This window comes from Micromonospora chokoriensis (genome assembly GCF_000718555.1).
Taxonomy (GTDB): domain Bacteria; phylum Actinomycetota; class Actinomycetes; order Mycobacteriales; family Micromonosporaceae; genus Micromonospora; species Micromonospora chokoriensis_B.
This window is the reverse complement of sequence record NZ_JOAN01000002.1, coordinates 338236-355469: the sequence shown is the minus strand read 5'-3', so window position 1 is coordinate 355469 and position 17234 is coordinate 338236. Positions and strand designations below refer to the sequence as shown.

12 protein-coding genes are annotated in these 17234 nt (G+C 71.5%); 8 read left to right on the top strand and 4 right to left on the bottom strand.

Features of this window, described 5'->3' with window-relative positions; all coding sequences use genetic code 11:
- Positions 1 to 347: 347 nt before the first annotated feature.
- The 5 genes from IF46_RS0104970 to IF46_RS0104955 all read left to right on the top strand — a co-directional run bounded on the left by IF46_RS0104970 (position 348) and on the right by IF46_RS0104955 (position 8809).
- A complete protein-coding gene (locus tag IF46_RS0104970) occupies positions 348 to 1115 on the top strand; it encodes a thioesterase II family protein (RefSeq protein ID WP_030487078.1) in 768 nt (255 codons plus the stop codon).
- Positions 1112 to 3271 (top strand): AMP-binding protein, encoded by a 2160-nt coding sequence (locus IF46_RS33080; RefSeq protein WP_051723652.1) that lies wholly within the window; start codon positions 1112 to 1114, stop codon positions 3269 to 3271. Before IF46_RS0104970 ends, IF46_RS33080 begins: the two co-directional genes overlap by 4 nt.
- Positions 3271 to 6648, top strand: a complete 3378-nt coding sequence (locus IF46_RS33075) for an acyl carrier protein (RefSeq protein WP_051723651.1) — start codon at positions 3271 to 3273, stop codon at positions 6646 to 6648. Before IF46_RS33080 ends, IF46_RS33075 begins: the two co-directional genes overlap by 1 nt.
- Before the next feature lie 281 nt (positions 6649 to 6929).
- Positions 6930 to 7436 carry a SigE family RNA polymerase sigma factor gene (locus IF46_RS0104960; protein WP_030487077.1) on the top strand — a complete coding sequence of 169 codons (507 nt, stop codon included), beginning with the start codon at positions 6930 to 6932 and terminating at the stop codon, positions 7434 to 7436.
- A complete protein-coding gene (locus IF46_RS0104955) occupies positions 7433 to 8809 on the top strand; it encodes a hypothetical protein (protein WP_030487076.1) in 1377 nt (458 codons plus the stop codon). The genes IF46_RS0104960 and IF46_RS0104955 overlap by 4 nt, the downstream gene beginning before the upstream one ends.
- Positions 8810 to 9104: 295 nt before the next feature.
- Here IF46_RS0104955 and IF46_RS0104950 read toward each other — a convergent pair whose 3' ends face one another.
- The 3 genes from IF46_RS0104950 to IF46_RS0104940 all read right to left on the bottom strand — a co-directional run bounded on the left by IF46_RS0104950 (position 9105) and on the right by IF46_RS0104940 (position 12544).
- Positions 9105 to 10580: a PepSY-associated TM helix domain-containing protein gene (locus IF46_RS0104950; RefSeq protein WP_030487075.1), complete on the bottom strand. Its 1476-nt coding sequence runs from the start codon at positions 10578 to 10580 to the stop codon at positions 9105 to 9107.
- A 123-nt stretch (positions 10581 to 10703) separates the two neighbouring features.
- Entirely contained in the window at positions 10704 to 11918 is a 1215-nt protein-coding gene (locus tag IF46_RS0104945; protein WP_157562613.1) for a Dyp-type peroxidase, read from the bottom strand.
- A 23-nt stretch (positions 11919 to 11941) separates the two neighbouring features.
- A complete protein-coding gene (locus IF46_RS0104940; protein ID WP_030487073.1) occupies positions 11942 to 12544 on the bottom strand; it encodes a copper chaperone PCu(A)C in 603 nt (200 codons plus the stop codon).
- 215 nt (positions 12545 to 12759) lie between these two features.
- Here IF46_RS0104940 and IF46_RS0104935 point away from each other — a divergent pair, with 215 nt between their 5' ends.
- Positions 12760 to 14148 carry a glycoside hydrolase family 6 protein gene (locus IF46_RS0104935; protein ID WP_030487072.1) on the top strand — a complete coding sequence of 463 codons (1389 nt, stop codon included), beginning with the start codon at positions 12760 to 12762 and terminating at the stop codon, positions 14146 to 14148.
- 183 nt (positions 14149 to 14331) lie between these two features.
- The gene (locus IF46_RS0104930) at positions 14332 to 14859 is read left to right on the top strand and encodes an SUKH-4 family immunity protein (RefSeq protein ID WP_157562595.1); all 528 of its coding nucleotides are present in this window, start codon (positions 14332 to 14334) and stop codon (positions 14857 to 14859) included.
- Positions 14860 to 15132: 273 nt separating this feature from the next.
- On the opposite strand, the gene IF46_RS0104925 is transcribed toward IF46_RS0104930, so the two are convergent.
- Entirely contained in the window at positions 15133 to 16110 is a 978-nt protein-coding gene (locus tag IF46_RS0104925) for a phosphotransferase family protein (protein ID WP_030487070.1), read from the bottom strand.
- 131 nt (positions 16111 to 16241) lie between these two features.
- On the opposite strand from IF46_RS0104925, the gene IF46_RS0104920 reads away from it, so the two are divergent.
- Entirely contained in the window at positions 16242 to 17102 is an 861-nt protein-coding gene (locus IF46_RS0104920) for a hypothetical protein (protein WP_051723650.1), read from the top strand.
- The last annotated feature ends 132 nt before the right edge of the window (positions 17103 to 17234 follow it).

The following is a 17234-nucleotide window of genomic DNA, read 5'->3' as shown; positions in this document are numbered from 1 at the left end:
CTGACCCGTCGTCGACGCTAGCAACGCCAGAATCCCGCCCGAGGTCCCCGCTTTCGGCGACGGGCCCGCGCTCACTAATCGCCGGGATCGACGCTACAGCGATGCCCGTACATGTCCGGTACATCTGCCGCACACTCCACCGCGCGCAGTGGGTCGGCACCCTCCCCGCTTTACGTGACGTCCCAGCCCCGCTGCGTGCTCGATAGCCTCTGCGGCATGGCAGACCTGAGCTCGCCGACGTGCGGCCCAGCGGGTCGCCGGTTCCGGCGACAGGACACCTGAGCGGCGCCGACCGTAGCGTGCTGACAACGGTGCTCGTCGACGGCGGTCGGAGGGGGAGCGCAGGCGTGGACAGCCGGGACCTGAGCCCATGGTTCGAGCTGATGCCGCCGGACGGGCCTGGCCCGACGGTGGTCGCCATCCCGTACGCCGGCGGTTCCGGCCGCGCCTTCCGGTCGTTGCGGCGGCACGTGCCGCCGTGGTGCGGCTTGGCGCTCGTCGACCTTCCCGGGCACGGCCGGCAGGCGACCGAGCCCTTCCTGTACGACGCCGACCAGGCCGTCACCGGCCTGCTGGCAGCTCTGGAGACGTTGCCGGCCACCGATCTCGTGCTGCTCGGGCACAGCCTCGGCGGCGTGCTGGCCTATGAGGTGGCGGCCCGCCTCACCGACCGCGGCACCCCACCCGCCGGCCTGGTGGTCTGCGGCAGCCGGGCACCGTTCACCGGTCTCGGCCATCCGCCGGTGGCCCATCTGCCGGCCGGCGAGCCGTTCCTCCGGGCGGCCGTCGATCTCGGCCTCGCCGCCCCGGAGATGCTGGAGCTGCCCGAGTTGGCCGAGACGTTCGGCGGTCTGCTGCAGGCCGATATGACGATGACCGCCAGCTATCGCCCCCGCCGCCGGCCGCCACTTCCCGTGCGCGCCTGCGTGATCGGTTTCGGCGCGGATTGGCTCGTGCCCGAGCCGGCCCTGCGGGCCTGGGACGCGCTGTTCGACTCGCCGCCGCTGCACCTGCGGATGGCGGGCGGGCACCTGGCACTGCACGAGCGGGAGGACGACTACGGCGAGGCGGTGCGGGCGGCCGTGGAACACGGGAGCGAGAGAAGAGTGCCATGAGCCAGACCGTCGAATACCCGCCGGCCGCCTGGAACGCCACCGAGCACCCCTACCGGACCGACATCGTGCCGGCCCACCTGATCGTCGAGGCGGCCCACCGGGCGCCGCAGGCCCCCGCCCTGCTCACCGGCGAGGGGCTCACCCACACGTACGGCGAGCTGCTCGCCGAGGCGAACCGGCTGGCCCACCTGCTGGCGGAGCTCGGCATCGGCCCGGGCGACTACGTCGGGGTGATTGGCCGGCACCGCCCGGAGACGGTGGTGGCGCAGGTGGCCGTCGCCCTCGCCGGCGCGGCCTTCGTGCCATGCAAACCGGACTGGCCGCCGAGCCGCCTCGGCCACGTCCTCGAGTCGACCGGCGCCCGCTGTCTGATCGGCGGTGCTGACGACCTGGCCCGGCTGGACGGCTTCCCGCCGGCGGCGCCGACGCTGACCGACGTCGTGCTGCTGGACGTGCCCGCCGAGGAGCCGCCGCTGCCCCGGCCCGCGCCGGCCGGCCGGCGGCGGGCGACGGACGAGGCGACGGCCGGCCGCATCGCCCGGCTGGTGCTGGCCGGCGAGCCGTCCTCGGTGCTGGAGATCGGCTTCGGCGACGGCGCCGTGCTGCGGCAGACGGCGCCGCACGTCGACCTCTACGCCGGTCTGGACCCGGACGCGGAGGCGGTACACGCCGCCCTCGCCTGGACCAAGGAGCAGGGCCTGCTGGCCGACCTCGTGCAGGGCGCCGCCCACGAGGTGGGTGAGCACCTGCCCGGTCCCTACGACGCGGTCGTGCTCTCCAACATCGCGGACCACCCCGGCATTCGCTATCTGCACGCCGTGCTCGACGCGCTGGCCGACGTCGTCCGACCCGGCGGCGAGGTCGTGCTGGCCGGCATGACCCTGCCCGCCGAGTTCTTCGCCACGCTCCCCGGCGAGGTCTGGTCGACGGCGCCGGCGGACGAGCGTCCCGAGGTCGTGCTGCGCCGCGGCGCAGCGGCTCCGGGCGGCCGGGCGGCGCACCCGAGGATCTGGACCGGGTGGCACGTGGCGCAGCGCCCGGCGACCGACCTGCCGTTGCGGGGCCGGCCGGGCGACGCCGCGTACGTCATCTTCACCTCGGGCTCCACCGGGCGGCCCAAGGGTGTCGCGATCGCGAACACCGCGCTGGTCAACATGCTGCAGTGGGCCACCAAGACGTTTTCGGTCGGCCCGGCCGACCGGCTGCTGCAGGTCACCTCGTTCTGCTTCGACCTGTCCATCTATGACGTCTTCGGCCTGTTGTCCGCCGGCGGCTCGATCCGGCTGGCCACCGACGAGGAGATCGGGGAGCCGGCACGGCTGGCCGACATCCTGCTGACCGAGCCGATTACCTTCTGGAACTCGGCTCCACCGATGTTCGCCTGGGTGCTGCCATTCCTGTCCACGTCTGGTTCGGTGAGCACCTCGATGCGGCTGATGTTCCTGGCCGGCGACTGGATCGCGCTGTCGCTGCCGGACGAGACGAAGAAGGTCTTCCCGAACATCCAGATCGTCAACCTCGGTGGCGCCACCGAGACGACGGTCTGGTCCACCTACTTCGTGATCGACGAGGTCGACCCGTCGTGGGCGAGCATCCCGTACGGCCGTCCGCTGTGGAACACCCGCTACTACGTGCTCGACGAAAATCGCCGGCCGGTGCCGACCGACGTGCCCGGCGACATCTACTCGGCCGGCATCAGCACGGCGCTCGGCTATCACCGCGACCCGGCCCAGACCGCCCAGCGCTTCGTGCCCGACCTGCTCGTCCCCGGCGAGCGCATGTACGCCTCCGGCGACCGCGGCAGGTGGCGCCCCGACGGCGAGCTGCAGTTCCTGGGCCGGGTCGACCACCAGGTCAAGATCCGCGGCTACCGGGTCGAGCTGGGCGAGATCGAGTCGATCGTCGCGGCCCTCGACGGCGTGCGCGAGGCGGTCGCCGTGACGGTGAAGATCGCCGGCGAGCAGTCCCTGGTCGCGTTCTACACGTGCCGGTCACCGGGACCCGAGATCGAGTCGGTACGGGCGGCGCTCGCCGCCCGGGTGCCCGACTACGTGGTGCCCGCGCGGATCTTCCGCCGCGACGAGCTGCCGCTGACCGCCAACGGCAAGGTGGACCGGGCCGCTCTGGCCGACATCGCACAGCAGGGTGGCGCATGATGACGGACATCGACGTGGCAGCCCGGGTGCGGGCCGCCTGGGCCGACGTGCTCGCCGACGACCAGCAGGCATTCCTGGCCGGGGGCGGTCACTCGCTGGCGGCCGCCCGCCTGATCGTGCGGCTGCGCGAGGAGCTGCAGGTCGACCTGCCGATGTCGGCGATTCTGCGCGACGACCCGACCATGGCCGAACTGGTCGAGGTGGTGCGGGCACGGCTGGCCGCCCCGCGTACGGCGGCCGCCCTGCCACCGCGACCGGTGTCCAACCCGTCGTCGTCCGCCGCCCCGCTCGCCCCGACCCTGCGCCGCATCTGGGCGTGGCACCGCCTGTATCCCGACTCGCCCGCCTACAACGTGGTCCGGGTGCTCGCCGTCGCCGGCCGCGTTGAACCGGCCCCGCTGCGGGCCGCCCTGGCCGACCTCGGCGCGCGCCACGAGGCGCTGCGCTGCGCGGTCGTCGAGCAGCGCCCGGGCGAGCCCGAGATCGTCGTGCACGACCGGGTCGCCGCGCCGCTGTCGGTGGAGGTGCTCCGCCAGGCTTCCGTCGAGGAGGCCCTCTACCGCATCGCGGACCGCCCGTTCCCGCTGGCGAAGGCCCCGCTGTGGCGGGTCGGCGCCGTGCACGAGCCGGCGCGGGACCGCACCTGGCTCGTCCTGGTCATGCATCACCTGATCTCTGACCTGCGCTCGTCCGACATCGTGTTGAACGACCTCGCGCTGGCCTACCGCGCGCGGGCCGCCGGCGAGGAGCCGAGCTTCGCCGCGCCGGCGCCCAGCCTGCTGGCTCACCTGGCGTTCGAGGCGCAGGTGCCCGGCACGCCGCGTTGGTCGGACGACCTCGACTGGTGGTCGCGGCGATTGTCCGAAACCGCCCCGGCCGGGCCACTGCCTTTGACCGCGGCCCACCGCGAGGAGCACGTCTTTGCCGGCGCGACACACAGCGTCGAGTTGCCCGCCGGCGAGTCGGACGCGCTGGACCGCAGGCTGCGCGCGCAGGGCCTCACCCCCGCGGTCTTCTTCCTGACCACGGCCGGCGCCGTCCTCGCCGCCTGGACCGGCACCGACCGCGCCGAGGTGCTCGGCCTGCCCAGCGTGCGGATGAGCCGGGCGGAGGACGAACGGCTCGTCGGCTTCCTGCTCGACACGCTGCCATTGCCGGTCACCCTCGACCGGGCGGCGAGCTTCCTCCAGTCGTACGAAGCGGTGCGCGACGCGTTCGCCGACGCCGCCGACCACGCCCTGCCGGTCTTCGACGCGATCGTCGACCGGGCCCGGGTGCCACGCGCCGCCGCGGGGCGCACACCGCTGATCAGGTTGTGGTTCAACGACCTCACCCAGGCGGCCCCGCCGCGGGCGCTGGGCGACCTGCCGGTGACCGAGTACGACCTGCCGCCCGCCTGGGCGCTGTTCGACCTCGGCCTCTACGTGCGCCGCAGCCCCGACGGCTACCGACTGCACCTGGTTACGCCGCGCGGGCTGTTCGACTCGGCCGACACCGCCGCGTTCCTCGACCAGATCGTCGGCACGGCTGTCCGGGCCGGCACCGATCCCGCCCGCCCGATCGGCGCGGTTCTCGCGCCACCCGATGCCGCCACCGCGGCTGCCGCGGACATCCCCGCGGTGACCTCCACCGTGGACCTGGTCGATCAGCACAGCCGGGAACGGGCCGCCGCGACGGCGCTGGCCGACCGCGAGGGCGACCTCGACTACGCGTCGCTGCACCGGCGGATCGACGACCTGGCCGCGCACCTGCGCGACACCGCCGGTCCGCACGCTGTCGTCGCGCTGCCGGCCCGGCGCGATCGGCTCTTCGTGCTCCGTCTGCTCGCCTGCCGGCGGGCTGGGGCGGAGGCCGTGCTGGTCGACGCCGGCTGGCCCGCATGGCGTCGGCGGCGGGCGATGGAAATCGCCGCGGTGACACACGCCTTCCCGTCCAGCGGCGAAGGTCCCGCCGCTCCGGTCGACGCCGGCCGGGAAGGCGGCGGCCACCACGTGCTCTTCACCTCCGGCACCAGCGGCGACCCGCTGGCTGTCCGGGTGCCCACCGCAGTCGCCGACGCCGCCCTGGCCGACCTCGCCGAGCGTCTCGGCATGACCGCCGACGATCGGGTGTCGATGCTCAGCGGCCCCGGCCACGACCCGGTGCTGCGCGACCTCGGTCTGGCGCTGCGGGTCGGCGCGACCATCTGCGTGCCGCCGCCCGAGGTGATCGAGAACCCCGGGCGGCTGGCCGCCTGGCTGCGCCGGGAACGGGTGACCGTGGTGAACGCGACGCCGGTGATGCTGGCCCTGGCGTTGAGCACCGACCCGGAGCCGCTGCCCGACCTGCGGGCCGTGGTGTGCGGCGGGTCCCCGCTATCCACGGCGACCGCCGAGCTGATCAGATCTCGCGCAGGGCGGGCCGTTCTGCTGAACGGCTACGGCTGCACCGAGACCCCGCAACTCGTGACCGCGTACGAGATCGGCCCCGATGAGCCGTTACCGCTGACCGCGCAGGTGCCGATCGGCGAGCCGCTGCCGGGCCGGCGGGTCGAGCTGCGCGACCCGGACGGCCGGCGGTGCGCCGCCGGTCGGCTCGGCGAGGTGTGGGTCGCGGCGCCGCACATCGCCGAGGGATACTGCGGCGGTACGGGCGCTGACCGGTTCACCACCGACGCCGACGGGCTCCGCTGGCTGCGGACCGGCGACCTGGCCCGCCTCGACGCCGCCGGCCGGCTCCACCTCGCCGGCCGCACCGACCGGCAGGTCCTGCTCAACGGCCACCGGGTCACGCTGGAGGAGATCGAGTCGGTGGCCCGCGGCTGTCCCGGCGTGGCAGAGGCGATCGCTCAGGTCGTGGGCGACGATACCCAGCAGTCCCTGCGTGTGTGGGTGCAGCGCTCGGCGACCGCGACGCTGACCGAGGCCGACGTTCGTGCCCGCCTCGCCACCGTGCTGCCGGCCACGACGGTGCCGGCCCGCGTGCACGTGGTGGACCGCCTGGCCGTAACGCCGAACCTGAAGCCTGCGGTCCCCGGCCAGCTGCCGCCTCCGGCCGCCCACCGCACCGAACGCCGTTTGCAGGAGCTGGCCTCGTCGATGCTGGGCCGCCCCATCGACCCGGCGACGAACTTCTTCGACGCCGGTTTCACCTCGATCTCGCTCCTGCAGATGTGCGCCGAACTGACCGACCTGCTGGGGCGTCCGGTGGAGCCGCTGCACGTCTTCGAACGCCCCAACCTGGCGTCGCTCAGCCTCTTTCTCTTCGGCCCGGACGACCCGGCCGCCGCACCGCCTCCGCCGCCGGCCGCCCCGCCGCCCAACGTTGAGCGCTCGGCTCGCCTGGCCCGCATGCGCTCGACCCGCCGCCAGGTGCGCTCCCAGATCCGGGAGCTGTGACCAGCTCAGCGCCGCCCGGCCGCCACCACGTCGCCGGGCCCCCACACGGCTGCTGGCGTACCAACTAGGTATTGGACGATCGCGGTCGAAACCGGTTCTCAGGACCACTCTGCCACCATCACCAACGACGTCGGAGAACGGCCCGGACGGGATACAGGAGCTGCTGGCCCCGGTGCCGTGGACGACGCCGCCGGTCGTGCGATGTCCGCGAGTTTTGGATCACGACCGGGCACAACCGAAGTGGGTCTCGGGACACTCATTGTGTTGTTGGGAGGCCGGGGTTGCAGAGTGAGCGAGAGTTCGTCGAGTACGTGCAGGCCCGCATGCCGTGGCTGCGGCGGCTGGCGTACCGATTGTGTGGGCAGTGGTCGGCTGCTGACGACCTGGTGCAGGAGTGCCTCGTTGCGCTGTACCGGCATTGGCGTAAGGCGTCGACGGCGGACTCGGTCGACGCCTACGTCCGGACGATGCTGGTCCACGCCTACCTGGCCGAACGGCAGCGATCCTGGATCCGTCGGGTCCGGCCCGTGGCCGACGTGATCGGGCCACCGACGGCGCCGCTGGCCGGTGCCGAGCACCGCGTCGACCTGCTGGCTGCGCTGACGAAGCTGTCCCGGGGGCAGCGCGCGGTGCTGGTCCTTCGTTACTGGGAGGACCTCGACGTCGCGCAGACCGCGGTGGCGCTGGGCTGCTCGACCGGGACCGTCAAGAGCCAGACCTCGTTTGCCATCGCGGCGCTGCGCCGCCTGCTGCCGAACTATGTGCCGGGAGGGTCGGACACGCCATGAGAGAACTGTTCAGCACCCTGCCGGACGATCCGCCGCCGTTGCCGCCCGGCTACCTGGACACCGTGCTCGTGCAGGGCCGCCGCTCGGTTCGGCGTCAGCGGATCGGCGCCGCCACGGGATGGGCGGTCGTCGTGCTCGTCCTGGCCGCCGTGATCGTGCCCGGTGTCCCGTTTCCCTTCCAGGCGGCAGGCCCGTCGACGAAGCCGAGCCTGCCGGATAGCGTCGCCGGGTACTCGATGCTGACCAGCACAGTCACGAAGGCTCCGCCCGGCCGTGCGATCGCCCTGTACGGCTACGGCAACGGCGAAACGTTCAACATGTTCCAGTCACTTGTCGTCGGAGCCGATCGGGACACGTACCGGCGCGTCGACGCCATGCAGGAGCGGGACCGCCCGTCGGCGCTGCTCGCCCCGGACGGCACCCACGTGCTGCTCGCCGACGATCGCGGCGCGACCCGGGACCTGATCCTCGTCGACCTGGGCACCGGCGAGCGTCGATCGATCCCGCTCGGTGACCCGGTCGGCGTACGCCTGCTGGCCTGGTCCCCCGATGGCCGCCACGTCGCCTACAGTGCCGCCCCGCTCACCAACTCCGGCGAGTTCGGCACCGTCAACGTCGTCGAGGCCGAGGTGGCCCGCACCGGCACGCTGCGGCTCCTCGACCTTTCGACCGGACGCAGCACCGAGGTGCCGGCGATCACACCGGCCTGGATGGCGGCGTTCGCGCCAGACAGCCGCCGTCTCGCCGTGCAGGTCGACCAGAAGGCCCACCTCATCGACCTCGACGGCCGCGAGAGCGGCAGCGTCCAGATTCCCGCCGGACGCGAATTGGCCGCCAATGTCGCCTGGTCACCGGACGGCAGGCTCCTCGCCACCGTGCCATGGGTCGCCGACGGGCCGTTCAACGGCACCTCCGGCGGCGACGCCGGCCGGCACGGGACCTTCCTGTGGAAGGCCGGCGATGTCGCCTTCCTGCCCGTCACGACTGCCAGCACAGCACCGACGCCGGTTGAGGATGTCGTGCAACTGCTCGGCTGGCGCTCCGCGGACACGGTGGTCGCCGCGAGCATCAACGCCGCCGGTCACGCGTCAGTGGTCGAGGTGCAACTCGGCGGCGGCACCCGCCGTACCCTGTCCCGCTTCGACACCGGTAGTACCTGCGAGTTGGGCATGCAGAACTGCGAGATCTTCGACCTGCACCTCGCCACCGGTCTGCTGCCCGATCTGACCGTGCGCAGCGCCGGTCGTCCGCAGCGCGGCCCCTGGCCGATGCTCGTGAACGTCGTCCTCGGCGTCGCTGTCCTCGGCGTCGCGTTCCTGCTGCGGAGTCGGATCCGTCCGTCCACGCGTCTGCGGCGACCGGAAGTGGAGTAGTTGATTTCCCAACACTTCACTGTCAGTTGGCCGTTGAGCCGGGCCGAGATTAGTTGTATAGCCAGGCGGTGGCGCAGCCGAAACATAGCGCCAACAGCACGGCCGAGGTGAGCAGCAGTACGAGAAGCGTGGTCAGGTCGCTGCGCGCCGCCGGTGTAGGCGGTTCTGGCGGTGACCTGCCTTCGGCCGGCTCGGGAACGGACACAGTGTGATCATGTCAGATCCGCCGTTGGGCTCAGCGGTTGCTGGCGTCCGGCCGCCCTTCCCTGGCGGGTGACCGGACGCCCCGGTGGTGTCAGCTGCCGGCGGGTGCCGGGGAGGTGGGAGCCGCGGCAGGTCGTCGGTGTCGAGACACCGCGCCGGCGATCACGTCGATGACGAGGAAGGCGAGCAGGGTGAGCCCGAACAGGGGCAGCGCCCAGCCGAGCGCTGCGGTCACCGGTACGCCGATCAGCAGCGCCCACAGCGGCAGGCCGCGTACGCCGCCACGAGCTGGCGGGGCGCCGGCGAGGGCCCGTCGGTCGACGCGGGTGGGTCGGCGTTGCCACCACATGCGGTAGCCCCAGAAGATGACGCAGAGCAGCCCGAGGGCGAGCGCGGCGAGCAGGATCTGGTTGACCAGGCCGAAGAGCAGACCCATGTGGGCCTGGATGCCGAGGCCGCTCAGTTTGGCCAGCAGGGGCCAGTCGGCGAAGTCGCTGCGGGCGGTGATCGTGTCGGAGGCCGGGTCGACGGCGATGCGGTCCTTCCTGACCGGCCAGGTGTTGTCGGTCTGCGTGACGGTCCAGGCGGAGCCCGGCTTCGGCGCGGGGCTGATCTCGACCGGCCCGGCGAGGCCCGCGCCGCGAGCGACTGCGAGGACCCAATCGAAGGCGGCCGACTCGACGACCCCGCCCGCCCCGGCGGCACCGTGCTCGTGGCCGCCGCCGGTCTCGGCAGGGGCGGTGGGGCCGGCGGCGAGGCTCGTGGAGATCTGCGGGGTACGGGCGTCGAGCGCGTCGAGACCGGCGGCGAAGTTCGCGCCGGCGTAGCGGGACCAGGTCAGGCCGGTGACCGAGAGGAACAGCAGACCGACGGTGAGCCAGATGCCGGTGGTCGCGTGCCATCCCCGGGTACGACGGACGCCCTTGCCCGTGGACAGGTCCGGCACGAGCAGGTGTCGGGCGGTGGCTCGGGCGGCGCTGCGGCGGCGCCACCAGAGGATGACCCCGCCGAGCGCCATCACCCACAGCCAGCTCGCGGCCAGTTCGGAGTAGTGCTCGCCCACCGTGCCCAGGTGCAGGTGGCGGTGCAGGTCATCCAGCCACGTCGCGGCCGGAGTGGAGCCGAACCAGGTGGTGAGCTGCCCCTGGGACTCGGCGGTGTACGGGTTGATGTAGACGGTGTGCTGCTTCTCGCCAAGCTCCGGCAGGGAGAACACCACCTTGGTGCTCTGGTCGCCCTCGCCGGGTTGCACGGTGGTGATGCTGCCGTCGGGGTGTGCGTTGCGCGCGGCCCCGATCTGCTCGGCCAGCGGGAGCGGACGGTCACCGACCTGGGCGACGGTCAGCTGGTCGCCGTAGAGGATCGTGTCGAGTTGTGGGGTCGTGGTGTAGGCCAGGCCGGTCAACGCGGCGACCACCAGGAACGGGGCGACGAGGATGCCGGCGTAGAAGTGCAGCCGCAGCAGCAGCGCGCCGAACGGTGACGTGCGCCGGGTGGGCCGGGCCGGTTTCTCGGCGGTGGTGGAGGGTTCCGGCGTCGGCGTGCCGGACAACTCGGTGAGAGACATGGTGATCCGATCGGAAGAGTCGGGGTTGGTCGGTCCCGGCCGTGCGGCGCGGGTCGCTCTCGGTGCGAGCGGCTGCCACGTCTGTTGGTGTCGTCACGGTGGCCTACGCCCGCCGCCAGCGCCTCATCCGAGCAGCTGCTCGCCGATCCAGCCGTCTGGTGGACATCCGGGTGGGATGGCGAAGACGGCGGACCCGATCGGGGTGGTCCATTCGTTGAGCAGGTCCCGCTCAGCAAGGCGGCGTTGGATGGGCAGGAACTGTCGAGCGATGTCTGCCTGGTAGGAGGTGAAGATGAGGCCGCTGTCGGCGTGGCCCTCGGCGGTCGGTACACCGTCGTAGTTGTAGGGCCGGCGCAGGATCTTCAGCCGGTCGTCGGTGACGTGTGCCCGGGTCAGGTGGGAGAAGTCGGGGATGACGGTGAGGCCGTCGTCGTCGGTGGCGGCGAAGTCGGGTTCGTCGTGTTCGGCGGTGCCGGTGAGGGGGGCGCCGGTGTCGAGGCGGCGGCCGACGGCGACTTCGCGGTCGGCGCGGCCGAGCAGGTCCCAGGTCTCCAGGTTCATGCTGATCCGTCGCAGCACCAGGGTGGTGCTGTCGCGTAGCCAGGCTGGCCCGTCCGGCACCCAGACGGCGGTGTCGAGCGGTGTGCCGGGGCGGGGGTTGGCGGTGCCGTCGAGTTGGCCGAAGAGGTTGCGTTGGGTGTGGCCGCTCGGTTCGACGCCGGGGCTGCGCCGGAAGCCCTGCTGGACCCAGCGGATGGTGGCGAAGGGTCGGCTGTCTTTGATCAGGACCCGTTGGGCGTGGGCCACGGTAATGGCGTCGTCGGCGCAGATCTGGAGCAGGAGGTCGCCGCCGGACCAGGCGGGTTGGAGCCGGTCGATGCGGAACGCGGGTAGGTCGGTGACCGACGCTGGCCGCCGGTCGTCGATGCCTGCGGCGCGGTAGAGGCCGGGGCCGAATCCGAAGGTCAGGGTCAGCCGCGCGGGCAGCAGCCCGAGTTCGGCCTCGGTGTCGGCCAGGGCGGGTTGGCCCTGGGTGAGGCGGGCCGCGTCGTCGGTGAGCAGTCGTAACATCCGACCCAGCGCGGCGCGGTCGACGCCGGCCCGCAGGGTGAGTGCCACGAACGACGCGTGTGCCTGTGGTTCGGTGGCGATCCCGGCCTGCCGGGCACCGTGGAACGGCTCGACCAAGCCGCCGACGTTCGCCGCCAGCGTCGTGTCGGCAGCGGCCGCGTCCGGTCGCCCGGGCCTGTCGGTACGCGTCCCGGCGATCGCGGCCCCACCGGCCAGGGCCCCGCCGGCGGCCAAGGCTCCGCCGGTGAGCAGGCCACGCCTGCTCACCGGCCGGACAGGTGGCGTCTCGGTCACGATGCCGGGCTCATGCTCATCCCCGGCGTAGCGCTCATGCCCGTCATGGGCTCGCCGTGCCCGGGGGCGTAACTCTCCTGCGCGCCGGCGAACGGCTTGGCCACGGCGGTGAACTGCTGGGTCTTGCCGTCGGCGAAGGTGAGCGTGAAGGTCAACTCGTCGCCGGCCTGAACGGGCTTGGTGAGGTTCATCAGCATGAGGTGATCACCGCCGGGCTCCAACGCGTGCGTGCTCTTGGCCTTGATCACGATGCCGCCCTGCTTCTGCTGCATGACCATCTTGCCGTCCTTCATGGCCATCTCGTGCAGCTCCATCGACGACAGTGACGTTGCCGCGGCAGTCACCGTCACGTCGGTGTCGCCGTCGTTGACCAGGGTCCCGAAGGCCGCCGTCATACCCTTGTCGGCCGCCTTCACCCACGGGTCACGAATGCCGACCACGCCGGTGGCGGTGCTGGCCGAGGCCGACGAGCTCGGCGCGGCGTTCGACGATGGCTCTGCCGAAGCGCATCCGGCGGCACCGACCGCCAGGAGCGCGGCGACGGTGGCGAAGCGCGCCGCCGAGCGGCGGTGCGGCCCGAGGAGACTGGTGGTGCGCATATGTGCTTCCTCCGATGGTTGCTGCTGGTTACTTGGTCGGGCGCAGCAGAGCGGAAGTTCCGGGCCGGTAGTCCCGCGAGTCTCGGCACACAAACGCTCGTCGCCCCCTCATCGACGAGCCTCTACGTCTTGGCAGCGACGCGCGCCTCCGCTACCGTCCATGGGAACGCTCCCATAAACTTGGAAACGTCAATGTGATTAGGAGGCAACACGTCGTGGCTATCCTCTCGTCGCTCCGCCGCAGATCGGTGGCCACCAGCGTGGCTGCCGTCGCCACCGCCGTCGCCGTCGGCGTCTGCCTCGCCGTCAGCAGCGCCTCCGCCGGCACGCTGTCCGGATCGCTCTACCGCGACCCGAGTTCGGCCGTCGTTCGCTGGGTCGCCGCCAACCCCGGTGACTCGCGCACCGCGGTCATCCGCGACAAGATCGCGAGTCAGCCGCAGGCCCGCTGGTTCGCCAACTTCAACCCGTCGACCGTGCAGTCCGAGGTCTCCGGGTTCATCGGCGCCGCCAACGCGGCGCAGCAGATCCCGGTCCTGGCGGTGTACGAGATCACCAACCGGGACTGCGGCGGGGCCAGTGCGGGTGGGGCGCCGGACCTCAACCAGTACCAGACCTGGGTGTCCAACTTCGCCAGTGGGCTGGGCAACCAGACCGTCATCATCATCCTGGAAACCGACTCGCTTGCCCTGCTCACGTGCCTGAGCACCGCTGAGATCAATGCGCGCAACCAGGCGATCTCGACGGCCACCCGGACCATCAAGTCCGCCAACCCCAACGCCAAGGTGTACCTCGACGGCGGCCACTCCACCTGGAACAGCTCGGGTGAGACGGCAAACCGGCTCCGGGCGGCCGGCGTGCAGTACGCCGACGGCTTCTTCACCAACGTGTCGAACTACAACTCCACCTCGAACGAGGCCAACTTCGGCCGGGCCGTCATCTCCGCCCTCAACGGCATGGGCCTCTCGGGTAAGCGCCAGGTCATCGACACCAGCCGTAACGGGGGCGCCAGCGGGGACTGGTGCGGCGACGACAACACCGACCGACGCATCGGGCAGTACCCGACGACCAACACCGGCGACAGCAATATCGACGCGTACCTGTGGGTGAAGCCGCCGGGGGAGGCGGACGGCTGCCGCTACACGGCCGGTTCGTTCCAGCCCGAACTGGCGTACAGCCTGGCCAACGGCGCGCCGAATCCGCCCACCACCGCGCCGCCGACGACTCCGCCGCCGACCACGACTCCACCGACGACCCCGCCGCCGACCACGACCCCGCCGACCACGCCGCCCAACACCACGCCGCCGGCCGGTGACGGCTGCTACGCGGATGTCGCGGTCAACCAGTGGGCCGGTGGATTCACCGCGAGCGTGACGGTCACCGCCGGCAAGTCGGATATCAACGGCTGGACCGTGACAATCGTGCTGCCCGGCGGCACCGCGGTCACCGGCACCTGGAACGCCCAGGCCAGCGGCAGCAGCGGAACCGTCCGGTTCGCCAACATGAGCTACAACGGACGCGTTCTCGGCCGGCAGTCGACCAACTTCGGCTTCCAGGGCACCGGCACCGGCCCGGGCGTGACGGCCACCTGCGTGACCAGCTGACCTCGACCGATTGCGCGGCCCGGCGCGGAGGACCACTCTCCGCGCCGGGCCCGTTCGCGTTCTGCGGTACGGTCCGGCCGCCTGGGGTGAGGACCGATTCTCGACGGCGTTAGTAGTCTGAGGCTCCCGCCCAGTAGAACGAACCGGGCCGATCCGAATAGGGGTAGTCGGTTGAATCCCGAGTTGCGGGAGCTCATTGCGGAGCTGCGCAACGGCTTGGAGGCTGACCGGCCGGCGACGCTGGCCTGGGCCCAGATCAACGAGGGCGCTCGGGCCGACAAGATTCTCTCCGGCCTGCCGCAACCGGTCCGGCAGCTGCTGAAGACCGCCGACGGCATCCTGGCTGGCGCGTTCGACCTGCCCGCGGTCGCGGACATCGGCGACATCCAGTACTACATCGAGCAGATGCCCGCGTTCACCGGCGTCGCCGACGAACCCGCCGAGTGGCTGGTCTTCGGCACGCTCAACGACGAGCCGCTGCTGATCCGCCGCGACACCGGCGTGATCTGGTACTTCCCGGCGGAGACCACCGATGAGTGGTTCACCCGTGAGCTGTTCCTCGATGTCGCGCCGGACCTCGACTCGTTCCTCGCCTACTACGTCTTCGGCGCCGGGTACGGCGAGGTCGGCTTCGACGACGAGTGGTGGGGCTTCCTCGACGAGCGGGGTCTGACCACGCCCGGCGACGATGACGAGGAGCCGACCGATTGACCGCGACACACGAGGACGTCACCGCCGCGTAGCGGATCAGTTTTCTCCTGGACTCGCGGTCCGGGGTTGCGCCGTACCTGCAGCTCATCCGACAGGTACGGCATGCGCCCCGGCTCGGAGTCCTCACCGAAGGCGACAAGCTGCCCACCGTCAAGGAGGCGGTGGCCCGGGTCGCGATCAACCCGCACGCGGTGTCCAAGGCCTACCGCGCGTTGAAGTTCGAGTGCCCGGTCAAGGCCCGTTCGGGGCCCTGGCCGAGTTGCTGCGGAGGCATCAGATTGCGGCGAGTGCCTTGGAAATGTTCCACTCGGCCAGGTCGCGCATCCATCGTCGATCTGGGAAGTCGGTGTCCGCGATGCGCAGCGGACCCTCGATCAGCGACAGCACCTGCGCGTACCGGTAGAGCGCCAACCTGTCCAGGTCGAGATCGACCGGATGCAGCGCCGGATACGCCTCACCGAAGCGCATCTGCAGCCAGGCGTGCTCCCATTCGACGTCGAAGTAGGTCAGCCCTTCGATGTCGATCATCACCGGTTCGCCGGACGGTGTGACGAGTACGTGATCTGGTCCGAGTTCACCGTGCACCAGTGCGTACTCCCGCCGTGGTGCCACCCCGACATGGAGGTGGTGCAGGTGAGCGGCGATCCTCTGCCGCGCAGCAGACAGCCGGGGGTCGCGGGCCGCTGCGGCGTCGAGGTGGCCGAGCGCCCGGTCCAGGATGATGTCCTCGGTGCGTCGAGTCTGGGACGCCTCGCCGTGGGCTATGGCCGCGAGCTTGCCATAGCGTGGGCCGAAGGTGGTGTGCATGCGGCGCAGGGCGTCACCGAGCGCCGATAGCGGCGCGGCGGCCGCAGCGGGATCGCGTTCGATGAGGGTCTCCAGCCGTAGCGCGCCGGCGTCTTCGAGCAGCGCCATGTCGGCGTCGAGGTAGCGGCCGTCGCGGTCGAGCATGATCAGACGCGGTACGCGCACCCCAGCGGCGACGAGTGCCGCGTGGTTGGCCGCGAACAGTTCGGCGCCCGACGCGTCGGTGAACGGGTCATCCGGGACCGTCGGCGACGGCGGCCAGTAATTCTCGCCCGCTGCCCACACATACAGAATCACGGTCTTCTGATCGTCGAGACCAAGCCGGTAGACGCCCTTCTTGCTGCCGCCGGTCAGCCGCTCAAGGCCGGTAAGCCGGCTGTGGGAGCCGAACTGCTCCGCCACCAGGTCGTGCAACTGCTCCGCCTGCACGAACGTCCGCGTCATGGGTGCCTCTCCTCAGGTCGACCGGCCATGCTGCCCCGCGAACCAGCGCCGCGCAATCGGGTTGCCGCGCGGGACTCCAGCACTGAGCAGGACGTACGAGAGGACTACGGTTAGCGACAACGCGTGGCAGGATGCGCGCCGTGCGTTCTCGATTGATCCTCCTGACTGCGGCGGCTTCGTCCGCCGCCCTTCATATCGCAGGCGTCCTGACGGCCAATCCGATCTGGCGCTACGCCGAGGTGCTGAGCATCGGTCTGCTCCTTGCCTACGCCATCATCAGTCGATCGCAGATTTCCCGCTGGGTGCTGTGGGTGGCCCTCGCGGTGCTGCTCGTGGACGCGGTCCGCACCATGCCGGCCGCTCGGGGCAGCGACAGCTACGGCGAGATGGTGCTCGTGCCCGGACCGAGCATCGATACACCGTCCGCGTTCGAGTCGGGTCTCTCCCTCTGCTGGCCTTTGGTGACTGCGGCATGTGTGCTACTCGTCGCGTGGCGCCGCGGTGGCTGGCACCTACACACGGTGGCTCCGGCTGTCGTGGGGGCAGCGCTGATCATCGGGTACGCGGTCTTCCGCGTTGTTGGTATCTGGCGCGACGTCGCTGCTGATCCTCCGCGCGCGACCGGCACCGACGAGGCCGAGACGATGGCCCTGAGTACGGCGGTCCTGCCACCCCTGGTCCTCGGGATCACCGCTTTGGCGCTCGCCGCGGCGCTCGCCGGCCACGGTCGACGGCTCGCCTCGATCGGCGCGGCGTTGCTGGCCCTCATGGCACTGCCTCTGCTGGACACGTGCATTGGCATGGTCCCGATGCCGCTCTCCGTCAGCAGCCACCATGCCCTGTTCGCCTGGCACGCCATCACGCCCACGCTGTCCATACCGCAACCGATGCCGGCGCTCACGGCGGCGGTCGAGCTGACTGCGTACCTTCTGCTCGTCGCGGGCCTCACGGATCGTCCGGTCCGGACTCACGCGCCAGCGGTCGAGGTCTGAGAGCGCCCTGTCGACCGGGCGATCACAGCCCCTCGGAGGGGAACGACCAGAGCCCCACCCGGTTTCGGTGTTGAGCAGCGCGAGGCCCTTGCCCGCCGCCGCCGAGGCGACCTGGAATCGGGTCCGGGTGCC